The sequence below is a fragment of the Streptomyces sp. NPDC008317 genome (assembly GCF_042955955.1).
Lineage (GTDB): Bacteria > Actinomycetota > Actinomycetes > Streptomycetales > Streptomycetaceae > Actinacidiphila.
This window is the reverse complement of sequence record NZ_JBIBFQ010000007.1, coordinates 194235-217237: the sequence shown is the minus strand read 5'-3', so window position 1 is coordinate 217237 and position 23003 is coordinate 194235. Positions and strand designations below refer to the sequence as shown.

General features: G+C 70.1%; 17 protein-coding genes. 13 read left to right on the top strand and 4 right to left on the bottom strand.

Annotated features, from left to right (window positions below):
• Positions 1-213 precede the first annotated feature (213 nt).
• From ACFY9V_RS23630 to ACFY9V_RS23620, 3 genes are all read left to right on the top strand, one after another.
• Positions 214-1143 (top strand): helix-turn-helix domain-containing protein, encoded by a 930-nt coding sequence (locus tag ACFY9V_RS23630; RefSeq protein WP_391162776.1) that lies wholly within the window; start codon positions 214-216, stop codon positions 1141-1143.
• 93 nt (positions 1144-1236) lie between these two features.
• Positions 1237-2286: an NAD(P)-dependent oxidoreductase gene (locus ACFY9V_RS23625; RefSeq protein ID WP_391162773.1), complete on the top strand. Its 1050-nt coding sequence runs from the start codon at positions 1237-1239 to the stop codon at positions 2284-2286.
• Positions 2287-2296: 10 nt separating this feature from the next.
• Positions 2297-2974: an HAD-IA family hydrolase gene (locus ACFY9V_RS23620; protein WP_391162772.1), complete on the top strand. Its 678-nt coding sequence runs from the start codon at positions 2297-2299 to the stop codon at positions 2972-2974.
• 387 nt (positions 2975-3361) lie between these two features.
• Here the strand turns inward: ACFY9V_RS23620 and ACFY9V_RS23615 are convergent, their stop codons facing one another.
• From ACFY9V_RS23615 to ACFY9V_RS23605, 3 genes are all read right to left on the bottom strand, one after another.
• Positions 3362-3895, bottom strand: coding sequence for a DUF2231 domain-containing protein (locus ACFY9V_RS23615; RefSeq protein WP_391162770.1), 534 nt, complete (start codon positions 3893-3895; stop codon positions 3362-3364).
• A 155-nt stretch (positions 3896-4050) separates the two neighbouring features.
• Positions 4051-6369, bottom strand: a complete 2319-nt coding sequence (locus tag ACFY9V_RS23610) for a pyruvate dehydrogenase (RefSeq protein ID WP_391162768.1) — start codon at positions 6367-6369, stop codon at positions 4051-4053.
• 160 nt (positions 6370-6529) lie between these two features.
• Positions 6530-7921, bottom strand: a complete 1392-nt coding sequence (locus ACFY9V_RS23605) for a serine hydrolase (protein WP_391162767.1) — start codon at positions 7919-7921, stop codon at positions 6530-6532.
• Between the two features lie 117 nt (positions 7922-8038).
• Here ACFY9V_RS23605 and ACFY9V_RS23600 point away from each other — a divergent pair, with 117 nt between their 5' ends.
• The 6 genes from ACFY9V_RS23600 to ACFY9V_RS23575 all read left to right on the top strand — a co-directional run bounded on the left by ACFY9V_RS23600 (position 8039) and on the right by ACFY9V_RS23575 (position 15645).
• Positions 8039-9091 carry an alanine racemase gene (locus ACFY9V_RS23600; RefSeq protein ID WP_391162765.1) on the top strand — a complete coding sequence of 351 codons (1053 nt, stop codon included), beginning with the start codon at positions 8039-8041 and terminating at the stop codon, positions 9089-9091.
• Positions 9092-9256: 165 nt separating this feature from the next.
• Positions 9257-10276 carry a 1-aminocyclopropane-1-carboxylate deaminase gene (locus ACFY9V_RS23595; RefSeq protein WP_355335188.1) on the top strand — a complete coding sequence of 340 codons (1020 nt, stop codon included), beginning with the start codon at positions 9257-9259 and terminating at the stop codon, positions 10274-10276.
• Positions 10276-11952 (top strand): CocE/NonD family hydrolase, encoded by a 1677-nt coding sequence (locus ACFY9V_RS23590; RefSeq protein ID WP_391162763.1) that lies wholly within the window; start codon positions 10276-10278, stop codon positions 11950-11952. The genes ACFY9V_RS23595 and ACFY9V_RS23590 overlap by 1 nt, the downstream gene beginning before the upstream one ends.
• On the top strand, positions 11949-13640 hold the full coding sequence (locus ACFY9V_RS23585; protein ID WP_391162761.1) for a CocE/NonD family hydrolase: 1692 nt from the start codon (positions 11949-11951) through the stop codon (positions 13638-13640). The genes ACFY9V_RS23590 and ACFY9V_RS23585 overlap by 4 nt, the downstream gene beginning before the upstream one ends.
• On the top strand, positions 13624-14727 hold the full coding sequence (locus ACFY9V_RS23580; protein ID WP_391162760.1) for a P1 family peptidase: 1104 nt from the start codon (positions 13624-13626) through the stop codon (positions 14725-14727). Before ACFY9V_RS23585 ends, ACFY9V_RS23580 begins: the two co-directional genes overlap by 17 nt.
• A 75-nt stretch (positions 14728-14802) precedes the next feature.
• Positions 14803-15645, top strand: a complete 843-nt coding sequence (locus ACFY9V_RS23575) for a M55 family metallopeptidase (protein WP_391162758.1) — start codon at positions 14803-14805, stop codon at positions 15643-15645.
• Positions 15646-15654: 9 nt separating this feature from the next.
• Here the strand turns inward: ACFY9V_RS23575 and ACFY9V_RS23570 are convergent, their stop codons facing one another.
• The gene (locus ACFY9V_RS23570) at positions 15655-17295 is read right to left on the bottom strand and encodes a helix-turn-helix domain-containing protein (protein ID WP_355335176.1); all 1641 of its coding nucleotides are present in this window, start codon (positions 17293-17295) and stop codon (positions 15655-15657) included.
• A 320-nt stretch (positions 17296-17615) separates the two neighbouring features.
• Between ACFY9V_RS23570 and ACFY9V_RS23565 the strand changes: the two genes are divergently transcribed.
• From ACFY9V_RS23565 to ACFY9V_RS23550, 4 genes are read left to right on the top strand one after another with little or no spacing between them, the layout of a single operon-like run.
• Positions 17616-19163: an ABC transporter substrate-binding protein gene (locus ACFY9V_RS23565; protein WP_391048016.1), complete on the top strand. Its 1548-nt coding sequence runs from the start codon at positions 17616-17618 to the stop codon at positions 19161-19163.
• Positions 19164-19181: 18 nt separating this feature from the next.
• Entirely contained in the window at positions 19182-20195 is a 1014-nt protein-coding gene (locus ACFY9V_RS23560; protein ID WP_355335172.1) for an ABC transporter permease, read from the top strand.
• Positions 20192-21058 carry an ABC transporter permease subunit gene (locus ACFY9V_RS23555; protein ID WP_391162755.1) on the top strand — a complete coding sequence of 289 codons (867 nt, stop codon included), beginning with the start codon at positions 20192-20194 and terminating at the stop codon, positions 21056-21058. The genes ACFY9V_RS23560 and ACFY9V_RS23555 overlap by 4 nt, the downstream gene beginning before the upstream one ends.
• A 35-nt stretch (positions 21059-21093) precedes the next feature.
• On the top strand, positions 21094-22944 hold the full coding sequence (locus tag ACFY9V_RS23550) for a dipeptide ABC transporter ATP-binding protein (protein WP_391162753.1): 1851 nt from the start codon (positions 21094-21096) through the stop codon (positions 22942-22944).
• Positions 22945-23003: the final 59 nt, after the last annotated feature.

Below are 23003 nucleotides of genomic sequence, written 5' to 3'. Positions count from 1 at the left end.
GCGACGGCGCGGGTGCCTTCTCGAACGACGGCGCGGGCGTCTGTCCGCTTCCATTCCGCCCTGCCCTCACCGGGGGTGCCAGCGCAGCGGCGGACGGCCGTCAACCGGCCTGTCAACGATGAAACGGCAGGTCGCAGGCGTGCGGAAGGACCCGTTGATACGTGTACTGGCAGTACACCCCTCACCGCTCGGGATCGTCGTAGCCTCGAAGGCATGGACAACCGCAGCGAGGTCCGCGAGTTCCTCACCAGCCGCCGCGCCAGGATCACCCCCCAGCAGGCCGGTCTGCCCGCCGCAGGCCACCGCCGGGTCACCGGGCTGCGCCGCGAGGAGGTCGCGTTGCTCGCCGGGGTCAGCGCCGAGTACTACGCCCGCATGGAACGCGGCAACCTCTCCGGCACGTCGGAAGCCGTCCTGGACGCCCTCGCCCGCGCCCTCCAACTGGACGAGTCCGAGCGTGCCCACCTGATGGACCTGGCCCGTACCGCCAGCTCCACCCGGCGCCCCGCACGCCGCCGGGCCGCACAGCCCGTCCGGCCCGGTCTGCGGCAACTGCTGGACGCGATGACCGACGCACCCGCGTTCATCCGCAACGGCCGCCTCGACATGCTCGCCACCAACCGCCTCGGCAAAGCCCTGTACTGGCCCCTCTTCCAGGACCCCGCCCGCCCGGTCAACATGGCCCGCTATCAGTTCCTCAATCCGGGCGCCGACCAGTACATGACCGAACTCGACACGCAGCGCGCCTCCGCCGCGGCCCTGCTCCGCACCGAAGCGGGAAGGGACCCCTACAACCGCGAACTGAGCGACCTGATCGGCGAGTTGTCCACCCGTAGCGAGGCATTCCGTACGCTGTGGGCCGCGCACAACGTCCGCCTGCACCACACCGGCGTCAAACGCTTCCACCACCCCGTCGTCGGCGACCTCGACCTCGCCTTCGAGGCCCTGCCCGTACCCACGGACCCCGGCCTCACCCTCACCGCGCTCAGCGCCGAGCCCGGCAGCCCCGCCCACGACGCGCTGAAACTGCTCGCCACCTGGTTCGCCACCCTCGAACCCACCGGACCCGACCCTCGGCCCTCCGTCGGCGCCGAGCACCATTCCCCCGGCGGCGCGGAGCATGGCGGCCACCTGCACCAGTGAGCCCCGGCGCCACCTGGCCACTGGCGCCAAGCCAAGGGCGGCGGACCGTGACCTGGTCGTCCGAAGTACCGACGTACGTACGCGAGGAGCCCTATGAGCACGCCCGCCCCGGACCCAATCCCCGCACCCGCCAGGCCAGTTGTGGTTCTGCGCCCCGCCCCGCAGCGCACGGACCGCATCTTCACCCCCGCGGCCCTGGGGTCGCTCCGCGACCGCTTCACCGTGGTGGACCTGGAGAAGGACCCCTCCGAGGAAGCGCTGGAGGAGGTTCTGCCCGACGCCTTCGCGATCGTCGGACAGCCCGACCTTCCGGCCCAACGGCTCTCCCGCGCGGGCAGGTTGCGGGCTCTGCTCAATGTCGAAGGCAACTTCTTCCCCAACGTCGACTACGCGACCTGCTTCGAGCGCGGCATCCACGTCCTGGGCTGCGGCCCCGCCTACGCCCCGGCCGTCGCCGAGTACGCGCTCGCCCTCGCGCTCGACCTCGCCCGGGGCATCAGCCGGGAGGACCGCGCCTTCCGCGCGGGACGGGAGCGGTACGTCTCCGACGGCAACGCCGACGCCGTACTGCTGCAAGGCTCCGACGTGGGCCTGGTCGGTTTCGGCAACCTCGGCCGCGGCCTCAACCGCCTCCTCGCCCCCTTCCGGCCCACCATCCGTGTGTACGATCCCTGGCTGCCGCCCGGCGTCCTGGGCGAACACGGTGTGCTGCCCGCCTCGTTGGACGAGACCTTGTCCCGCAGCCGCTTCGTGTTCGTGCTGGCCACCGTCACCGACGAAAGCCGCCACCTCATCGGCGAGCGCGAGCTCCACCTGCTCCCGGACGGCGCCCGGCTCGTCCTGGTCAGCCGCGCCCCGGTCGTCGACTACCCGGCGCTCCTCTCCCACGTCGCGCGCGGGCGCCTCATGGCCGGCATCGACGTCTGGCCGGACGAACCGGTCGCCCCCGACGACCCGGCCCGCTCCCTCGACGGTCTCGTCCTGTCCGCACACCGCGCGGGCGGCATCCCGGCGGCCTTCGAGACCATCGGCGACATGGTTCTCGACGACCTCACCCTCATCGCCCAGGGACTCCCGCCCGCCCGGATGCAGACCGCCGCCCGTGAACTGGTCGGCCGCTACCGCAACCGCCCCGTGACCTGAGGGACCGTCCATGACCGCACAGCCCCACCCGGCCTCCGCGCTCGACATCCCCTGCGACGGCCTGCTCTTCGACAACGACGGGGTCTTGGTCGACTCCGATCACGGCGTCGACCGGGCATGGAGCCAATGGGCCCGTGACCGCGGCCTGCCGCCGGAACAGGTGACCGCCATGGTGCACGGCCGCCGGTCGGCCGACACCGTCGCCCTCCTGGTGACCGACCCGGACGAGCGGCCGGCGGCACTCGCCGCGATCGACCGTATGGAGGTCGAGGCCGCAGGCACCACCACAGCGCTCCCCGGTGCCCTCGGCCTCCTCACGAGCCTGCCGCGCGAGCGGTGGGCGGTGGTCACCTCCGGAGTCACCCTCCTGGCACGGGCCCGCCTCGCGGCGGCGGGACTGCCCACTCCGCCCGTGCTCATCACCGCGGACGATGTCAGCCACGGCAAACCAGCCCCTGACGGCTACCGCGCCGCGGCCCGGAAGCTGGGCTTCGCCCCGGCCCGGACGGTCGTCTTCGAGGACAGCGCCGCGGGGGCGGCGGCCGGAGCCGCGGCAGGCGCGGTCGTCGTCGGGGTCGGGCGGCGCGCACTGGCCACCCACGCCCCCGTCGTCGTCCGCGACCTGCGCGGCCTCGCCTGGCACGACGGCGTACTCAGTCTCGCCGCCGCGGACCTGCTGCGCCGGTGAGCGGAGTGATGGACGGGACCGCGCCTCAGTACCCGCCTCCGCCGCTGGCGGAGCCGGTCGACGGTGAGGCCGACGTGGAGGCCGCGGTGGTGACCGCGAGGCCGCTGGGGCTGACCACGTATCTGACCGAGCGGCGAGTTCGCTGTCTTCACCGTGGCGGCGCCGCCGGTCGACGCGGAGGCACTGGCGCTCGCGGTGGTGGCGCCGGCGCTGGAATGGGGGGTGAGGGACGTCGGGGAACTGGAGCTGCCGCATCCGGAGGCAGTGGCCGCAACGGCGGCCACGCCAACGGCGAGGGAGATGACGCGCTTCATGACAGACCCCTTGACCTGGGGGGATGGACATCAGCCGATCGGAGTCCTTCGGTGCCGAGGTGCGGAGTGCCCGTCAGCCGTTGTGTCCCGACGGGTGCTTGTCGTAGTTGTCGTTCCAGGACGCCTTCGCGCCGGAATCACCGATGCGGTACACGTCGACGACCGCGCCGGCGGACACGACCACCGCGAGTACGGCGGCGGTCGCGCGCAGAGTCGTCGGCAGGCTCCGCCGCGCGCCGGCGGACGGAAGGCTCTCGGCGGCCGGGTCCCCGGACCGTGCGGTCCGGCGCCCCAGCCACCAGACCCCGAGCGTCACGAGAAAGAGCCCTATCGCCCACGGCAGCAGACCGTCGCCCAGTTCCGCGTGCTTACGCACCAGAGGATCGTCGCCCACACGGGCCTTGAGCCACTCCCCGGCATGCGTCGTGACCGGCACCAGCGCCAGGGTCACCAGCCCCAGCAGCGGAAGCGACAGCCCCATGCGCCGGGCATACCGGGGCTGGACCGCGCAGACCACCGCGGCCAGGGCCGTCAGCGGCACCAGCACCACCACGAAGTGCACGAACAGGACGTGCGCCGGAAGGCCGTTGATATGCGTAAGACTCATGGGGGGCTTCTCCACGGACGAGGACGTGCGCAGCGGGCCCACCGGGCAACCCGGCCGCCGCTGCTCGGAAGGAGATCGCAGCCTTCCACGCCAACTTCTCAAGTCCTTCTGAAATACGGCCCGCCGGCAGCCGTCCGCCCAGAGGAGTCCCCGGCTCAGCGGCCGGTCAGGCTGAGCGCGACATCGACGATCGTCGCTGTGTCGATCCCGTGAATCCTGTAGGCGTCTTGGAGGGCGGACGACTGGCCGAACTCGGTGACGCCGAGGTTTTTGGTCCGGTCACCGCGCAGCCCCGCGAGGAAGGCAAGCGTGTGGGGGTGGCCGTCCATGACGGTGAGCAAGGGGGCAGGGCTCTCCGAGGGAAAGAGAGCCGAGGCGATATCGCTCCCCTTGCCTTGCGCGGACCGGAAGATGAGGTCCGGGCTCGTCAGGCACACGATGCCGGCGGTCACACCGAGCCCGGTCAGGGCATCGGCCGCCGCCACGACCTCAGGCATGATCGCTCCCACCCCGACCAGGGTGACCCGCTCGTCCGCGAGGGGATGATCGGTCAGGCGGTAGCCGCCGGCAACGGCATGGCGTCGGCGGCGCTCCAGCAGGAGAGGGTCCTCGGGCAAGCGGGCAAGCGCTTGGTCCACCGGGCGGGTCGAGAGCCGGAAGTACGCCGACGTCCCGCCGGGGACACCCACGTGGTCGATCGCGTCCAGGAAGCACCACTCGAGGTCCTGGGCGAACGCCGGCTCCCACGCGACGCAGCCCGGCTGCTGCAAGCCGATCGACGGAGTCGTGATCGACTGGTGCGCTCCTCCCTCGGGAGCGAGGGTGACGCCCGACGGCGTGCCGACGATGATCGACTGACCACCGGCGTAGATGCCGCAGGACCAGGGTTCCAGGGCTCGTGAGAGAAACGGGTCGTAGATGGTGGCGATCGGGACCAGCCGCTCGGCCCACCGCGACCAGGTCGAACCGAGCTCGCTGAGCAGGCTCACCAGGTTGACCTCGGCGATACCGAGCTCGATGTGCTGACCACCGGCGCCCTCGGACCATTTGAGAACCCGTTCGGGGTCATCGGCGAACCAGTCCGGTCGGTCCGCGACCGACCAGACCCCCGTCTTGTTGATCCAGCCGCCGAGGTTGGTCGAGGACGCGACGTCCGGACTACAGGTCACCACACGGCGCGCCACTTCCGGTGCCTCGCGGGTCAGATCGGTGAGAAAACGACCCAGAGCCGCCTGGGTCGAGACCGGAGCGCGGTGCTTCCGGGACAAGGCGGCGGGAACGGCGTCGGGCCGAGGATTCGTGACAGCGGCGCGCCGCCGCAGGGCGTGCCCGCGCTCCGCGCACAGCGTCGCCGCGAAGGACCCGTCCTGGAACCGTCGCCACGGGTCGGCCGGGTTCGCGCCGACCGACTCGGCGAGCGCCACCATCTGGACGTCGGTGAGCAAGACCGAGTGGTTGTTCGGATGCCCTTCCGTAGGCAGGCCGCGCCCCTTCACCGTGTAGGCGAAGACGACCGTCGGCCGATCCGGATCCACGTGGGCGAAGGTGTCGAGCAACAGGCCGATGTCGTGCCCGCCCAGGTCCCGCAGGGCCACCGCGAGTTGGTCGGAGGGTACCGACCGCAGTAGCTCGCGCAGCGCTTCGGACCCGTCGTCGCCGACGATCCGGTCGGCGATCTGCTCGGCGTCGACACGCAGGAGGCGCTGGTACTCCTCGTTGGGCATCGTCTCCAGCCGCGTACGCAGGTCGTCCCCTCCGGGACGGTCGAAGAGCGCGCTGACCTTCCGCCCCCACTTGAGCGTGATCACCTGCCACCCGGCTGCCTCGAACATGCCCATGAGGCGGTGGATCTGGACGTCGGGCACGATGCGGTCGAGCGACTGGCGGTTCAGGTCGACGACCCACAGCAATTCGCCCATCTTCGCCGTGGAGGGGTCCGCGACGGCCTCCCAGACCGCGCCCTCGTCGAGCTCGGCGTCCCCGAGAAGGCTGATGAAGCGGCCTGCCTCGGGCGTGGAGTCGAAGTGCGAGGTCAGATAGCGGTGGGACATGGCCGCCCAGAGCGCGGCAGTCGCCCCGATGCCGACCGAGCCGGTGGAGAAATCCACGGTGTCGGGATCCTTGAGCCGACTGGGGTAGGACTGCAACCCGCCCTTGGAGCGAAGTGTCGTGAGGTACTTGGCGTCAAGGTCGCCGATGAGGTAATTGATCGCGTGGAGTACGGGGGACGCGTGCGGCTTGACCGACACCCGGTCGTTCCGGGTCAGCTCGGCGAACCAGAGCGAGACCATGATGTCGACCATCGAGGCGCTGGACGATTGATGGCCCCCGACCTTGACGCCACTGGCGTTGGGACGGCCGCGGTTCGCCGCGTCGACGATCGACGTGGCGATCCAGAGCACCTTGCGGGCGATCTCTCGCAGCACCTCCTCCGCGGGAGCCGCCGATGCCACGGAAGAGGAGGTCACGGTCATCGGATTGCCTCGCAGACATGCGGTGGACGCGCGCGGTGTACGCGCCGCGACGGGGTGGGATGACACGGACGACGACGTCCGGGGCGCGCCGGACCGCCCGGCCGCCGCGCGGCCCGCGTACCGCCGGCCATCACGGCGCAGAGGACTCCGACCGGGGCCGTCACCGCGAAGAGGCTTCCGACCGGGGAGCGACCCGCATCTGCGACGCGAGGTGGGTCGCGGGTCCGCCGGGCCCGTCCGCCCAGAGGAAGGTGGCCGCCACCTGCTCGGTCACGGGCGGCATCGACATGAGGAACGTCGTTCCGCCCGCGTAGGTCATCGGCGTCGAGAAGTCCCCGTGGAAGTCTGCCCACCGGCCGCTCGTCGTGAAGGACGCGATGAGACCCGATGCCTCCGCCCGTACGTCGATCGTCGCCTCGTCGCTCATCCGGAACCGCCCGACGTACGGCGTGACGTCGATGTCCGCGTCGACCGGGCCCGGCGTGGTCGGCAGGCCGACGCCGACCAGCTCCCGCAACAGCTCGGACACCAGCTCGTCACCCATGCCCTGGATGTCACCGCTCGCCATGACGCAGACGGCGACGCCGTGGTCGGGCGCCAGGACCAGCCGGGACTGCTGACCGCAGGTGCTCCCGATGTGGCCGACGATCCGCGGCTCGAGACGCTCGATCGACCATCCCCAGCCCCACGCGGGACCCCGGCTCGGATCCGGCTGCGCGATGTGGGGCTCCCGCATGGTCCGCGCGGTCCGCGGACTCATGAGTCGCGCGCCCGAAGGCGCCAGACCGTCCTCGAGGTGGTGCCGGGCGAACGCCAGGAGGTCGGCCGGGGTTGCCGCCAGCGTCCCCCCGCACGGCCCCGACGTCCTGGGGTCGAGCCAGGTCGAGACCGGCGTGAGATCGTACGACCCCGGCGCCGCCGGCACGTGGCCGACCACGAGCGGTCTCGTCATGGTCTCCTCGGGAAGCGTCGAGGTGCTGCCGAGCCCCAACGGTTCGATGAGGCGCGTCCGCAACGCCTCGTCCCAGGTCGATCCGGTCACGCACTCGATGAGCCGGCCCAGCACGTTGTACCCGGAGTTGGAGTAGGAGAACACCGCTCCCGGCCGGTGCAGCTGAGCCAGGCCGCTGTAGCTTTCAACGATCTTCTCGACGGCGTCGTCGCTCCGGACGTCCGGCTCGGCGGCATCGCCGAAGAACCCGCCGGAGTGCGAGAGCAGTTGTCCGACGGTGACGGTGCGCGCCACCTCCTCGTCCTCCAGCCGCAGCGGCGGCGTCAGGTAGTGATTCACCGGCGAGGACAGGTCGACCAGCCCCTCGTCCACGAGCTGGAGGACGAGCGTCGCGGTCCACACCTTGGTGATGGAGGCGAGCAGGAACACCGAGTCCGTCGTCACCGGAACGGTCGTACCCAGCTTTGCGATCCCGGTGGCGACGACCGTGGTCCTCCCGTCGACCAGCACGCCGGCCGCCGCCCCCGGGACGCCGTACCGATTCGCGAGATCGTCCAGGCGCTGCTGGAACTCCCGTCGGTCCACCCTTGGTGTCGTCATATCGGACAGTGTGCCGGGCCGCTGCCCTGGATTCGTTGTCCGGCCGTACGAAGAGCGCCGCTTGTCTTCGGCGCCACTCACCAATCACGCCGTCGGAGCGGCGAGGAGGATTCGGCCATGCCCAACACCCCCTACCTGCACGTCGACCTGGATCGGCTCGACCGGAACATCCGGCGAGTCGCACAGTGGGCCGCGACGAACGACCTCGCGCTCCGCCCGCACGCCAAGTCCCACAAGTCGCCCCGGATCGCCCGGCGCCAGATCGCGGCCGGCGCCGTCGGACTGACGGTGGCGACGATCGGTGAGGCGGAAGTCTTCGCGGACAGCGGCGTGACCGACTTCTTCATCGCCTACCCCCTGCACATCGACGGCCAGGCGGCCGGCCGGCTCGGCGCTCTGGCGGACAGGGCCCGCATCGCGATCGGCGTGGACTCGGCCGAGGGCGCCGCCCGGGCGGGTCACCTGGTCGGCCGCCTCGGCGTGGAGGTGGTCATCGAAGTGGACTGCGGTCACCACCGCAGTGGTTGCCGCCCCTCGGACGCGGGCCTGGTCGCGACCGCCGCCGCGCTCTCGGGTGCCAAGGTCGCGGGAGTCTTCACGTTTCCGGGACACAGCTACGCCATGGACGCCGGGGCGACGGCCGCCGCAGACGAGGCACGAGCGCTCTCGGTCGCGCGCGCGGCCGTGGAGGACGCCGGAATCGAGGTCGCGGTGGTCAGCGGCGGATCGACGCCGAGCCTGGCCGACACCCGGCCAGAGGCGGTCACCGAGGTGCGCCCCGGCGTCTACGTCTTCGGGGACGCGCAGCAGTGGGAGCTGGGGACGACGCATCCCGATGACGTCGCGCTGACCTGTCGTGCGACGGTCGTCAGCCACGCCGGAGGCCGTGCGGTCCTGGACTCCGGCAGCAAGGTGCTCGCCGCCGACAAGGCTGCCTTCAACACCGGAGGAGGACGTCTGCTCGACCACCCGGACGCCCGGATCGTTCTCGTCTCCGAGCACCACGCCGTCGTGGACCTGGGCGGCGCCCCGTTGCCTCCGCTGGGGAGCCAGGTCGCGGTGGTGCCCAACCACTGCTGCGCGGCCGTCAACCTGGCCGAGCGGCTATGGATCGACGAGGGAGGCGGCCTGCGCCCCTGGGCCGTCGCCGCGCGAGGGCGCAACAGCTAGAAGACTTCCCGCGCCGCAGGTCCTTGTGTGGTGAACCCGCACCAATCCCCGCCCGAGGTTCGGTCTCATTCACGAAACGAGGCCGCCGGGGGAGTGACAGTTTGATCGCTCGAGGCACCTTGACGGCCTCGTCGTCGATCGCCAATCCGCGAAGGAGAACGCGCTGTGTCCATCGAGGACTTCGCCCGCCACCCGCTCACCTTCGGCCCCAGTCCGGTGCACCCGCTCCCACGTCTGAGCGCCCACCTCGGCGGTGCCTCGATCTGGATGAAGCGGGAGGACTGCAACTCCGGGCTGGCCTACGGCGGTAACAAGACCCGCAAACTGGAGTACCTCATTCCCGACGTGCTGGCCCAAGGGGCCGACACGCTGGTGTCGATCGGGGGCCACCAGTCCAACCACACCCGGCAGGTCGCCGCGGTCGCCGCCCACCTCGGGCTGGAGTGCGTCCTGGTCCAGGAGAACTGGGTGCCTTCCTGGACCGATCCGCTGAGCACCGAAGTCGGCAACATCCTGCTCAGCCGGGTGATGGGAGCAGAGGTACGACTCGACCCCGCCGGTTTCGACATCGGCTTCCGTGACTCGTGGCGGCAGGCCCTCGACGACGTGGAGAAGCGCGGCGGCAAGCCCTACGGCATCCCCGCCGGCGCGTCCGACCACCGCCTCGGCGGTCTCGGCTTCGCCAACTGGGCGTACGAGGTGGCCCGGCAGGAGCAGGAGCTCGACACCTTCTTCGACACCGTCGTGGTCTGCACCGTCACCGGTTCGACGCACGCGGGCATGATCGCGGGCTTCGCGGCACTCGAAGACGCGGGCGGCCGACCCCGCCGGGTCATCGGCATCGACGCCTCGGCCACCCTCGACAAGACGGTCGACCAGGTCGGTCGGATCGCCCGGAACACCGCGGATCTCATCGGGCTGAGGCGTGACCTGCGGGACGACGAGATCACCGTGCTCCCCGGCTGGGCCGGAGACGAGTACGGGGTCCCGGTGCGGTCGACCCTCGACGCGATCCGCCTCACCGGCAAGACGGAGGGGATCATCATCGACCCCGTCTACGAAGGCAAGTCGATGGCGGGCCTCATCGACCTGATCCGCGACGGCGACATCCCGAAGGACTCGAACGTGCTGTACGCGCATCTCGGCGGCCAGCAGGCACTGAACGCGTACGCCAAGGCGTTCTGATGCCCGCGCTGAGGGGGAGCACGAGAGAGGTCCGAGCCCTGTGGAACTGCCGGATCCCGATGCGCGACGGCGTCGAGCTGGCCGCCGACATCATGGTCCCGGCCGGTGACGGCCCGTTCCCGGCCGTGGTGACACGAACCCCGTACAACCGCAAGCCGGGAATCTGGATGCGGCGGCTCGTCGCCGCCGGTTACGCCTACGTCATGATCGACATGCGCGGACGCGGCGACTCCGGCGGTGACTTCCAGCCCTTCGTCCAGGACAGCGACGACGGCTACGACAGCATCGAGTGGGTCGCCGACCAGACCTGGTGCACGGGCCGGGTCGGCATGGTCGGGCTCAGCTACGAAGGTCTCACCCAGTGGTGGACCGCTCGGGCCCGGCCGCCGCACCTGCGGTGCATCGCGCCGATGGCCATTGGAGTCGCCGGCCTCGGCCCGCGGCCGAGCTTCAACACCGGTGTCCCGCACCTCTACTGGAGCTGGTGGTTCCACCAGGTGACCGGACGTACCCAACAGCACTACGGCGCTCCCTCATGGGGGCACAACATCAGGCACCTGCCGCTGCGCACCCTCCACGAGCAGGTCGGCACCGGTGGACGGTGGTGGCCCAAGTACGTGGACGGGGAGATCGACTACCTCGGCGAGGCGTTCGTGCTCAGCGACGACGACTGGGCGAACCTCGACCTGCCCGTGCTCGTCACCGTCGGCTGGTGGGACGACCAGACCACGATGGCGACGTGGGCCCGGCTGGCGCGGTCGCCCGCGGGCGCCAGGGCCCAGCTCCTGATCGGAGCCTGGGACCACGGAGGGAACCGGTCGCCGAGCCCGGTGCTGGGAGGACTGGATGTCTCCTCGTCGGTCATGGACACCGTCGGACACGTCGAGCGCTTCCTCGCACGGCACCTCAGGGACGACGACGAACCCGCTGATGCCCACCCGTGCCGGGTCTTCCGGACCGGGACGATGCGGTGGGAAGACCTGGACGAGTGGCCGTCCGCCGCGGTCGAGCCGACGAGTTGGTACCTGGCCAGCGGCGGCGACGCCCGCACACTGAGCGGAAACGGCCGGCTCACGCGGACTCCGGAGAAAGCCGCCCGCGACACGTACGTCTTCGACCCGGAGAACCCGGCCAGGGACTTCACCAACCTCGACCTGTTCGCCTGGAGCGACCCGCCCCACGACCATCGCTACCTGCTGCGCCGCCCCGACGTCCTCGTCTACCCGGGTCCGGCCCTGGACGAGCCCGTCCACGTGAGCGGCCAGGCCGAGCTGGACGTCTTCGTCTCGCTGGACGCGCCCGACGCGGACCTGAGCGTCCTGCTGCTCGACGTCCATCCCGACGGCCGGATGATGCTCGTCGGCAGCGAACTCGGGTCGTGCGGGCTACAGCGGATCTCGATGCGGTCCGGGCCCGGCTCACCGCCCGTCAGCCCCGGGGAGATCGTCGGCCTGCGCATCCCGCTGGTCTGGCTCCACCACACCTTCCTGCCGGGGCACCGCATCGCGCTCGCGGTGACCGCGGGCGCGTTCCCCGCCTTCTCACGCAACCTCGGCACCGGGGAGCCCTGGGCCGACGCCGTGGATTCACGCGTGGTGAGCGTGACCGTTCACCACGGCCCGGAGCACCCCTCGCGGCTCGTCCTGCCCGTCGAGAACAGCGGGGGAGCGGTATGAGGTTCACCGATGTCTCCCGTGTGCGCTCCCGCTTCGACGTACGGGTCGAGGCGAGCGACGGGGTCGACCTGTCCGTCGACGTCTACATGCCGCCCGTCCCCGGTGATCACCCGGTCCTCGTCACCCGCACGCCGTACGACAACAACCGCGCGGACCAGAAGCCTCCTGCGAGCACGGCGCCGCAGGTCCCCTCGGACCGCTTCAAGCTCCTTGCCGCGCGCGGATACATCGTGGTCGCGGGTGACGTGCGCGGCCGGGGTGACTCGGACGGGGATTTCGAGCCGTTCCTCCACGAGGCCGCAGACGGCGCCGACATCGTCACGTGGGCCCGTGACCTTCCCGGGTCCAACGGCCGCCTCGGCTGCTTCGGCGCGGGCTACGCCGGGTTCGCGGCGCTCGCCGCCGCGTCGGCGGCTCCGGTGGACGCGCTCGCCGTGTGGTCCCCGTTCGCCGCGGCCGAGGGCCTGCCGTCGCGGGGCGGTGCCGTGCGACTGGACTGGTTGTTCTGGATGCACCTCGTCGGTGGCCGGGTACGAGGACCCGTCGACGCGCCGCCCTGGAAGTCGGTCTTCAGCAGCAGGCCGCTGGCCGGTATGCACGAAGCGCTGGGCAGACCGGACGCGCCGTGGCCCGACTGGCTCGCCCACCTCGCCCCCCAGGACCCGTACTGGAGCAGCCTGGCTGTGGGCGGCGGGACGAATGCGAGCGCGCCGACCCTCCTGGTCTCCGGCCGGTGGGACAGCGGGCTGGGCGCCACGATGGCGCACTGGGAGACCGTCTCCTCCGCCGGAGGGGAGCACTCGCTGGTCGTCGGCCCGTGGGACTCAGCCGGAACCCGGAGACCGGTGAGCGTTGTCGGCGGGGTCGAATGGGGGCCCCGTTCCGTCGTCGACCCCGACGAACTGCTCCTCGAGTGGTTCGACCACCACCTGCGGGACGACCCGTCGTCCTGGGCTCCCGCCCCCGTGCGCGTCTTCGTCACGGGCCGCAACGCCTGGGAAGACCTCGACCGGTGGCCGGTGGCCGACGAGGTCGAGACCTTGTGGCTGACCTCCGAAGGGCGGGCGAACACCCGGATCGGGGACGGACGACTGACGCGCGACGCGACGCCGCGCGAGGCGGCCGATCACTTCGTCCACGATCCCGGGAATCCCGTTCCGTGGCAGCCGGATCACGGGTCCTTCTCACGGACCGGCCCAGCGGGATTCACCCTTGAGACATCGTTCGCGACCAGCCGCGACGACACGCTCACGTACACGGCGGCGACCGTCGACGTTCCCACACTCGTCCGCGGCACGCCGGTGGTCCATCTGTTCGCCGGGACCGATCGCGATGACGCGGACTGGATGGTGTCCCTCGAGGACGTGTTCCCGGGCGAGACGAGAACGGTTCACCTGGCACACGGGGTCGTGCGCGCGGGATCGGTGCCCGCGTTCCGGACAGGTGTGCCGGTCGGCTACAGGATCGCGATGACGGACGTGGCGCACGAGCTCCAGCCGGGGCACGCCCTGCGCCTCGTGGTGACCTCCAGTCTCTTCCCGCTCTACGCGATCAACCTCGGCTCCGCCGACTACCTCGGTGCGACGGAGGCCGAACGCGGTACGCACTCCGTCTTCCACGGGCCCCGCCTGCCCAGCAGGATCGAGCTCCCCCTCCACCGAATGGAGAACCATGACCAGGCTCCGTGACCTCGGCATCGAGATCGGGATTCTTCCCTCAGGACCCCGCAACGCCATCAGCGACGTCTCCGGCGTCACCGTCGGTCACGCCACCGTCATCCGCGACGACGACGTCATCGCCCGTACCGGCGTGACCGTGATCCGTCCACGGCCGGGACACGTCAGGACACATCCGTTGTTCGCGGGCTGCGCCACGCTCAACGGCAACGGTGAGATGACAGGTCTCGAGTGGGTTCGCGAGAGCGGTCTGCTCACGACCGACGTGGCCCTCACGGGCACCCACAGCGTCGGCGTCGTCAGGGACAGCCTGGTCGCGATCGAAACGGCGCACGACACCTTCCGCAACGCCTTCTCCCTGCCGGTGGTGGGCGAGACCGCGGACCTCGCCTTCAACAGCGGGAACGCCCAGTTCGTCACCGGCGAACACGTCCGAGCGGCCTACGAGTCGGCGTCCGCCGACGTCGAGGAGGGGAGTGTCGGAGGGGGAACCGGCATGGTCTGCCACGGGTTCAAGGGCGGGATCGGAACGGCGTCGCGTCGTCTCGACGCGTCCGCGGGCGGCTGGACCGTGGGTGTGCTCGTCCAGGCGAACCACGGGACCCGCCCCGACTTCAGGGTCGACGGCCGGCCCGTGGGCCGTGACGCGCGCCTGGCACACGTCCCGCTGCCGGCCCGGACCCAGCCGGGCGGAGACCCGCCCATGCCGCCCGGCTCGGGTTCGATCATCGTGATCGTGGCGACGGACGCTCCGCTGCTGCCCGGCCAGTGCCGTCGGCTGGCCACCAGGGCGAGCATCGGCATCGGCCGGGTCGGCGGCGGCATCCAGGACTCGAGCGGTGACATCATGCTCGCCTTCTCCACGGCGCCGCAGAACGTGCCCACCGAGGGCTACGCGGGCGGTCACCCGCTGGTGGCGCCCCATTCCGCGGTTCCGCACCAAGCCTTGGACGACCTGTTCCGCGCCGTCGTCGAGGCCACCGAGGAATCGATCATCAACGCGATGCTCGCCGCTCCCACGATGACTGGTGCGCGCGGCTTCACGGCGTACGGGCTCGAGCCGGACGCACTCCTCGCGGCCTTCCCATCGGCGACCTGAGGCAAGCCGCCCCCGGTTCGGCTGGCAACCACCCGGTGAACGGCCGGGTCAGACCAAGGAAGAAGGGACGGTCCCATGGCCGGTTCTGTCTACATCAGCGTGGACATGGAGGGAGTCGCGGGTGTTTCGCGGCTGCACAACACCGTCCCCGGGCACCGGACCTACGCACGCGGCCAGGAGCTCATGACCGAGGAGGCCAACGCCGCTGTGGCGGGGGCGTTCGACGCGGGAGCCACCCACGTGGTGGTGGCGGACAGCCACGGGCCGATGGACAACATCCTGCCCGCCCTGCTGGACCCGCGTGCACGTCTCGTCAACGGCAGCCCCCGTACCTGCGGCATGGTGCACGGCCTGCACGGCGACTTCGACGCGGCCCTCTTCATCGGCTACCACGCGGCCGCGGGAGCGCCCGGAGTGCTCTCACACACGTTCACCGGATTCTGGTCGGAACTCCGGCTCAACGGTCGGGCCGCGTCCGAGGCAGACGTCAACGCCCTCTACGCCGGCCGGTTCGGAGTCCCGGTGAAGCTCATCACCGGAGACGACCGGACCTGTTCGGCCGGTCTCGCCGGAGTCGAGGCGGTCCACCGCGTCGAGGTCAAGCGCTACCTCTCCTACAACTCGGCCGACGCCCTCTCCCCGGCCACCGCCAGGGCGCACATCCGGGAAGGCGCGGCGCGAGCCGTGGCGGATTCGTCGATCCGGCCGCCGGTCGTCCCTCACGACCTGGTGGTGGAGATCGACCTGAAGCTGTCGACGAGCGCTGATCTGATCGCCATGATTCCGACGGCCGAGCGCTCGTCGGAGTACACCGTGCGGATCCGGTGCGCCACCGTCGACGAGATCTACGACTTCGTCAGCGTCGCCGGAGCACTGGCCGCGCACGTGGTCGCCACTCAGGCGACCGCCTCGCCGTGACGCGGCGAATCACTCGACGGCGGGGTTCATCAGACGCATCTGGAGCATCAACGCGAATCTCTCGTCCGGGTTCTCCAGGTCGATCTTCCCGACCTCGCTGAGCCGCTTGAGCCGGTAGCGGAACGTGTTGTGGTGCACACCGGCCGAGGCCGCGGCGGCGTGGATGTCGCCGAAGGCGTTCAGCCAGCACTTGAGAGTTGCCAGGAGGCTGCCGTTGCGCCGCTCGTCGTACTCGAGGATCAGGCTCAACGGGCCGGTCACCGGGTCATGGCGTGCCAAGGACAAGTCCTGGAGCTCCAGCACCAGCGCGTCTATGTGCACCTCTGACATCGTGGCCGCGGTGCCCGCCGTCCCTCGCGTACGCAGTACGCGCAGCGCACGGTCGGCCCGCGTCCGCGACTCGTTCAAGCGGATCGGGTCGCTGATCGCGGTGCCGATGCCGATGACGGCCGGCACCCGCGTCCCCGTCCGCTTCAGGAAGTCGGCCGCGAGCCGCTTGGCGCGCTGCTCGTTCTGGTCGGCGTCCCCGGTGAGCGAGACCAGCCCGTACGACACGTCGCCGAGCAGGGCCGTCGCCGACCGCGGCGCGACCGAGGTGAGGTGCATCGCGAACGCGTCCGCCAACTGCTGGCGTTCCCTCGCCTGCCGGGAGGGATCGGTCTGTCCGTCGCCGTGGTCGACGATGTCCATGGCGACGACATTGACGGTCTTCCCGAGCAGCCCGAGGCGGCCGAGCGCGTGCGCGGCTTTGGGCCCGCCTTCGAGGGCGGTGGCCACCAGGTCGGAGCGCAGGCGGTGGTCGACGTCGGCTCCGGCTCGTCGGCGCAGCAGGTGGAGGGCGACGAGCTTCGCGGCGTCGGCCAGGGCCTGCGACCGCTCGGTGGACGGCGGTCCGGTGACCGCCGCCCAGATCGATCCCAGGATCTCGTCACCGGCACGCACCGCGATGGCCAGGCGCGGGATCTCGTTCTCGCTGATCTTGGAGGCCTCGATGTACAGCGGCTCCTCCGTTTGGTAGAGGGCCTTGAACACCCCCCGGTCCTCGTCCTCGCGGAGGTAGACCTCGGGCACCTGGCGGTCGAGGATGGTCCGGATGCGAGCGGCGTCGGCCTCGTCCTGCCGTCCCGAGAACGCCAGCACGCGGTACCGGCGGTCCTCGATGGTGACCGGCGCGTCGATCAGTGCCGCCACGGCGTTGGCGAGGGCGAAGAGGTCGCCCGCGGCGACACCGCCCAGGGTGCTCGTCACCTCGTCCCCGACATCGTCCTGGGCCACGATGGTCCGGAGCATGTCCGCGAGCTGAAGCCAGTCCGCGTTCTCCGCCAGCGCGAGCAGGGCGACGCCCGCGTCGCGGGCGGCGTTGAGCACCTCTGGCTCGCGGTCCACGGGCGCCCGCACGATCAGGGCCGCGGCGCTCTGTGTCCCGAGAACGCGCAGCAGCTCCGCGATGTCGGACGCGCCGTACACCCCGATGCCGAGGACCAGCGCCTTGGGCAGGAGCGTGTGGTTCTGTCCGTGGTCGTGGACGACGACGGCCCCGACCTGCTCGTGGGCACTCACGTCGGCGACGACCACGTCGAGGAACGTACCGCCGAGGTCATTGAGGATCCTCGACAAGCTCGCACGCTGCGGTTTGGACGTCTCGCTCATATCCGCCGGAGTCTACGGGACGCTCCGCCACGCGTCTTGGGAAGAACGAACGAACGCGCGGCCTCCGTTCGTTGACCGAAACCGAGGCGTGGCCGGGCCGTTGTGCGCCTTCGTTACATTGAACGATTCCAGGCGGAAAATTGGGCGGATCGTCACCAGGTCCGCGCCGTTCGACGGCCATAGCCTCATCCAAACCCGTGAGCCTGATCACACGGGCGGCACACAACCGGCTGGGGGCTGGACCTCTGGCCCGAGGAGGACGGGTCATGAAGCGTAAACGGTCCATCAGACTCGTGGCGGTCAGCGCCACCGTTGTCTGCTTGGCAGCGCTACTGGCTGCCTGCAACGGCGCCGAGAAGCCGGGAGCGACCGGCGGCAGGGCGGACCTCCTGCGGTGGGGCATCGTCGCGGACAGCCTCGACAGCATCGACCCGCTCACGCTGACCTCGGGCAACAACCTTCTCGCCACGGTCTACGACGCCCTGCTCACCGCCGACCCGAAGGGCCAGCTGGCCCCGGGGCTCGCGGAGTCGTGGGACACCCCGGACCCGCGCACGTACATCTTCCACCTGCGCAAGGGCGTCACGTTCTGGGACGGCACCGAGATGACGTCCGCTGACGTGGTCGCCTCGCTGGACTACGAGCGCCTGGCGCCGTCCCCGTACGAGTCGCTGTTCGTGAACGTGAAGGACGTGACCGCCAGGGACGCGAACACCGTCGTCGTCACGCTCAAGCAGGCTGATTCCAGCGTCCTGTCGCTCCTCGCCAGCGTGGGAGCGAGCATCTTCCAGAAGAAGTTCTACGACGAGCACAAGGCCGACTTCGGCAAGCCGGGCACGCTGACCATGGCGACCGGGCCGTACCGGCTCGACCGGCTGAACCCGACCGAAGGCGCGGACCTCACCGCCAACCCGGACTGGTGGGGAGGCAAGCCGGCGATCCAGAGGGTGTCGGTCAAGCCCTTCAAGACCGTGACGAGCGCCGCGCTCGCCTACCGGTCCGGCCAGCTCGACGCCGCGTACCCGCTCGCGGACCCGCGAGCCTTCGCCGCCAGCTCCAAGGCGAAACTGGTGAAGGTCCCCGGGTGCAAGCAGACGTTCATGTCACTGAACACCCAGGTCGCCCCGTGGGACGACGTGCACGTCCGGCGCGCCTTCGCCTACGCGTTGGACCGCAAGGGCCTCGCCGCCGCCGAAGGCGACGGCGCCGTCACCTATGACAGCCTGTTCCCGGCCCAGGTCCTGGCCAAGGTGGCCGACAAAGCGGACATCGACACCATGATCGGCTCGCTCCCGCCCTACGCGTTCGATGTGTCCAAGGCGAAGGAAGAGATCGCGAAGTCGAGCCACCCGGGCAGCGTCAAGGGAACCTTCGAGGTTCCCGACGACGGAATCCGCCCCAAGATCGCTCAGGCCATCGCCGGAATGGTGGCGAAGGCCGGCATCGAGCTGGACGTCAAGGTCCTCTCCGAGGCCCAGTACACCCAGCGCGTCGGCGAAGGAGCGGCCAAGAAGAAGATCCAGCTCACGATCCAGCGACTTGACTGCTCGGAGGAGCCGAACACCACGGCCAGCTATCTCCTCGACAGCTCGCAGGCGGACATCGCCTACGCGAACTACGCCGCGTACAGCAATCCGGAGGCCGACAAGCTGGTCAACGCGGGGATCTCCACGGCCGACCGGGCGGGACGGTTCCAGGCGTACTCCGCCCTGGACAAGCTCGCCGCGCAGGACGTTCCCTACATCCCGCTCTACCTCGGTGAGAACGTCCTGGCGCTGTCGGACACCTTCACGTGGCCCGAGCTGAACCCGTTCTCCTCGGCCTACGGTCCGGCCGCGTGGGTGGCGCAGGTCAAGCCCGCGTCGTGACGGTGCCACGCGGCCGCGGTGACGCCGGCCGCGTGGGCCGCGAGCCCCAACGAGAAAAAGGCAGCGATGCAAACACGAGCAATTTTCTTCCTAGTGCTGAGTCGGGTCCTGGTGTGCGCCGCGATGCTGGTCCTGATCTCGTTCGTCATCTTCTCTCTGCTGTACATCACGCCCGGCGACGCCGTGAGCAATCTGCTCGGCACCCGGAGGCGGACTCCCGAGACAGAGGAGCTGCTCCGGCAGCAGTACCACCTGAACGACCCGTTCCTCACCCAGTACTGGATCTGGTTGAAGGACGCCGTCCGGTTCGATTTCGGAAACTCGTCGGTCTCGACGCTTCCGGTCACGGACGAGATCAAGGCGCGGCTGCCGAATTCCCTGCTCCTCGCGGGCGTGGCCTATCTGCTGACCATGCTCATCGGAATCCCCCTGGGGCTGGCCGCGGCGGTGAAGAAGTCGACGTTCGTCGACCGCGGGATCGTGGCGTCGGTGATCGTCGGATTCAGCACACCGGTCTTCGTGGGCGCCGTGGCCCTGCTCTACGTGTTCGGGGTCCTTTTCGGATGGTTCCCGGTCTTCGGGGCCGGCAGCGGTTTCGTCGACAAACTGTGGCACCTCACCCTCCCGGCGCTCGCGCTCGCGATCTCCGGCGTCGCGCTCATCGTCAAACACACGCGGGCCGTGATGATCAAGGTGCTCGACCAGGACTACGTGACCTTCGCCCGGGCACGCGGGATGTCGTCCCGCCGGGTGTTCCTGTTCTACGCGCTGCGCAACGGCATGATCCCCGTGATCACGGTCAGCGTGCCCCTGCTCGCGTCCTTGGCCACCGGAGCGGTCCTCGTCGAGGTCACCTTCTCGATCCCGGGGATCGGCGACCTGCTCGTGCGGTCCGCGTCGAGCCAGGACCTCCCCACACTCCAGGCCATCGCGCTGCTGGTGGCCGCGCTGATCATGTTCGCGAACCTGGCGGCAGACATGCTCTACCTGGCCGCGGATCCACGCATCAGGCACGGAAGGCCGACCGCATGAGTGCCGCAGTCCCGCAGCTCGAAGATCCCGCCAGGCCCACGCGTCGCTCGGCGCGCCCGTCCTGGACCGTACTGGCCTGCCTGGTGATCGTGGTCGGGGTCGTCGTCATGACCGTCCTCGGATCGGTCCTGGCCCCCCAGGACCCCGGCGCCCAGAACGTCTCGGACGTCCTCGCCTCGCCCAGCGCCGGGCACTGGCTCGGCACGGACGAACTCGGCCGGGACGTCTTCTCCAGACTGATCGCCGGAACACGCACCGCGTTCATCGGCCGGCTGGTCATCACCGTCGGCTCCATGCTGATCGGCAACCTGCTGGGTCTGTGGAGCGGGTACAAGAGAGGTGCCGTCGACGCGGTCGTCATGCGCTGGGTCGACTTCATGTGGGCGCTCCCCGGACTTCTCGTCATCGTGGTTGTCGCCGGTGCGTTCGGCGGCGGCTATTGGATGGCGGTGGCGCTCCTTCTCGTGCTGACGATCCCCTTCGACACACGCGTCATCCGAGGCGCGACACTGGAGCAGGCGCTCCTGCCCTACGTGGAAGCCGCGCGTGCGCTGGGCCTGTCGAACCGACGGATCATGCTCTTCCACATCTGGCCCAACGTCTCCGCGACCGCCGTCGCCAACGCGTTCCTGACCTTCGCCGGCGCCATCGTGACGCTCTCAGGACTGTCGTTCCTCGGATTCGGGGTCGACGCCGGTTCGCCGGACTGGGGTCTCATGCTCAAGGACGGAACCAGCCTGCTCTTCGAGAACCCCGCGGCGGCGCTCGGGCCCGGCGTCATGATCGTGGCGACGGCGATCTCGATGAACATCATCGGCGACTGGATGTACGAGGCGCTCTCGAGTCGTGGAGGAAGCAAGTAATGGCCCCCGAACAGTCGGACCGCATGACGCGAGGGATGACCTCGGACACGGTCCTGAAAGTGCGCGCCCTCGGCGTTGACGCGGTCGGTCCCGACGGTACCCACCCGATCGTGACGTCGTTCGGACTCGACCTGTCCGCGGGAGAGACGATCGGGATCGTGGGCGAGTCCGGAAGCGGCAAGACCATGACCGCCCGCGCCATCATGGGTCTCCTGCCCGGATCGCTCGTCGCGCGCGGCGAGGTCGAGTACGACGGCCGCAATCTGCTGGAGCTGTCAGAACGCGAGTGGAGTCACGTCAGAGGACGGGAAATCGGGCTCGTACTCCAGGACCCGTTCACGATGCTCAACCCCGTGTTCCGCTGCGGGCGCATCATCGAGGAGTCGCTGATCTGGGAGGGCCGTCGGCGCCCGCCGCGGTCCGAACGCAGGGCGGAGGTCAACCGCCGGCTCGCCGAGGTCGGACTCACCGACCCCTCGGTAGCGGATCGGTACCCGTTCCAGCTCTCCGGAGGCATGCGTCAGCGCGTCGCTGTGGCCGCGTCGCTCGCCCGCGACCCGAAGATCCTGATCGCGGACGAACCGACGACGGCTCTGGACGTCACGACCCAGAAGGAGATGCTCACCCTCCTGCGCGGTGTCCAGAAGTCGCGCGGAATGAGCGTCGTACTGATCACGCACGATCTGCGGGTGGCCTTCGCGATGTGCGACCGCGTCTACGTGATGTACGGCGGATCGCTCATCGAGGTCGCGCCCGGCTCCGACCTGGAGACCAAGCCGCTGCACCCGTATACCCAGGGCTTGTTGCTGGCCGAACCGTCGGTCGACCGTCGGGTCGCCGAACTCCCCTCCATCCCGGGGTCGGTCCCCAAGGCCCGGGAGACCACGGGCTGCTGTGCCTTCGCCACCCGGTGCGAGTGGGTCACGGACCAGTGCCGCCAGGGACCGCCGCCACTGATCGAGGTCGCCGACCTGCGGTATTCGGCCTGTGTCCGCCTGCCGGAGATCAGTTCCGACATGGCGGCGAAGCGGGCCAGGATCGACGTCGTGGAGGCTCCGGTGCGAGACGTACGGGCGGAGCGGCCGCTGATCGACATCCGGGACCTGCGTAAGGAGTTCCGCGTCGGGCAGCGCACCGTCCACGCGCTCGCCGGGGTGTCGCTACAGGTGAACCAGGGGGAGAGCGTCGCCGTCGTGGGGGAGTCCGGTTCCGGCAAGACCACCCTCGCTCGCACGCTGCTGGGACTCGAGCGGTGCACCAGCGGCGACATCATGATCGACGGCATTCCCGCGCACGACTGGTCGCGGCTGAGCGCGGCGGATCTCCGTCGCCTCCGCGGAACCGTGCAGATGGTCTTCCAGGACCCCTACGCGAGCCTCAACCCGATGCGGAGCATCGGCTCGGCACTGTCCGAGGCGATCAGGTCGCACGAGAGCGCCACCAAGCACGCTTCGGGCGCGGTGGCCGACCTGTTGAAGACGGTCGGTCTTCCGGCCTCGTACGCGCAACGCAGGCCGTCGGCCCTCTCCGGCGGAGAGCGTCAGCGCGTCGCGATCGCCAGGGCCCTAGCCGTCAACCCACGGCTCCTGGTCTGCGACGAACCCGTCTCCGCCCTGGACGTCTCGGTGCGAGCCCAGATCATCAACCTCTTCGCGACGCTCCAGCGCGAACGCGGAGTCGGTTTCGTCTTCATCACGCACGACCTCTCGATGCTGCGGCAGATCACCGAGCGCGTCTGCATCATGTACCGCGGACGGCTCGTCGAATCCGGTCCGGTGGACCAGATCCTGGACCATCCGACCGATCCGTACACGATCAAACTGCTGCGGTCGATCCCCCGGTCGGACGCCGACTGGATCGACGCACCCGTGTCGACCGAGGTCTGACCGACCGATCCGCGCGCGATCCGCGGCGAAATCCGCCGGTTCGCCGCGGCGCGCCGCGC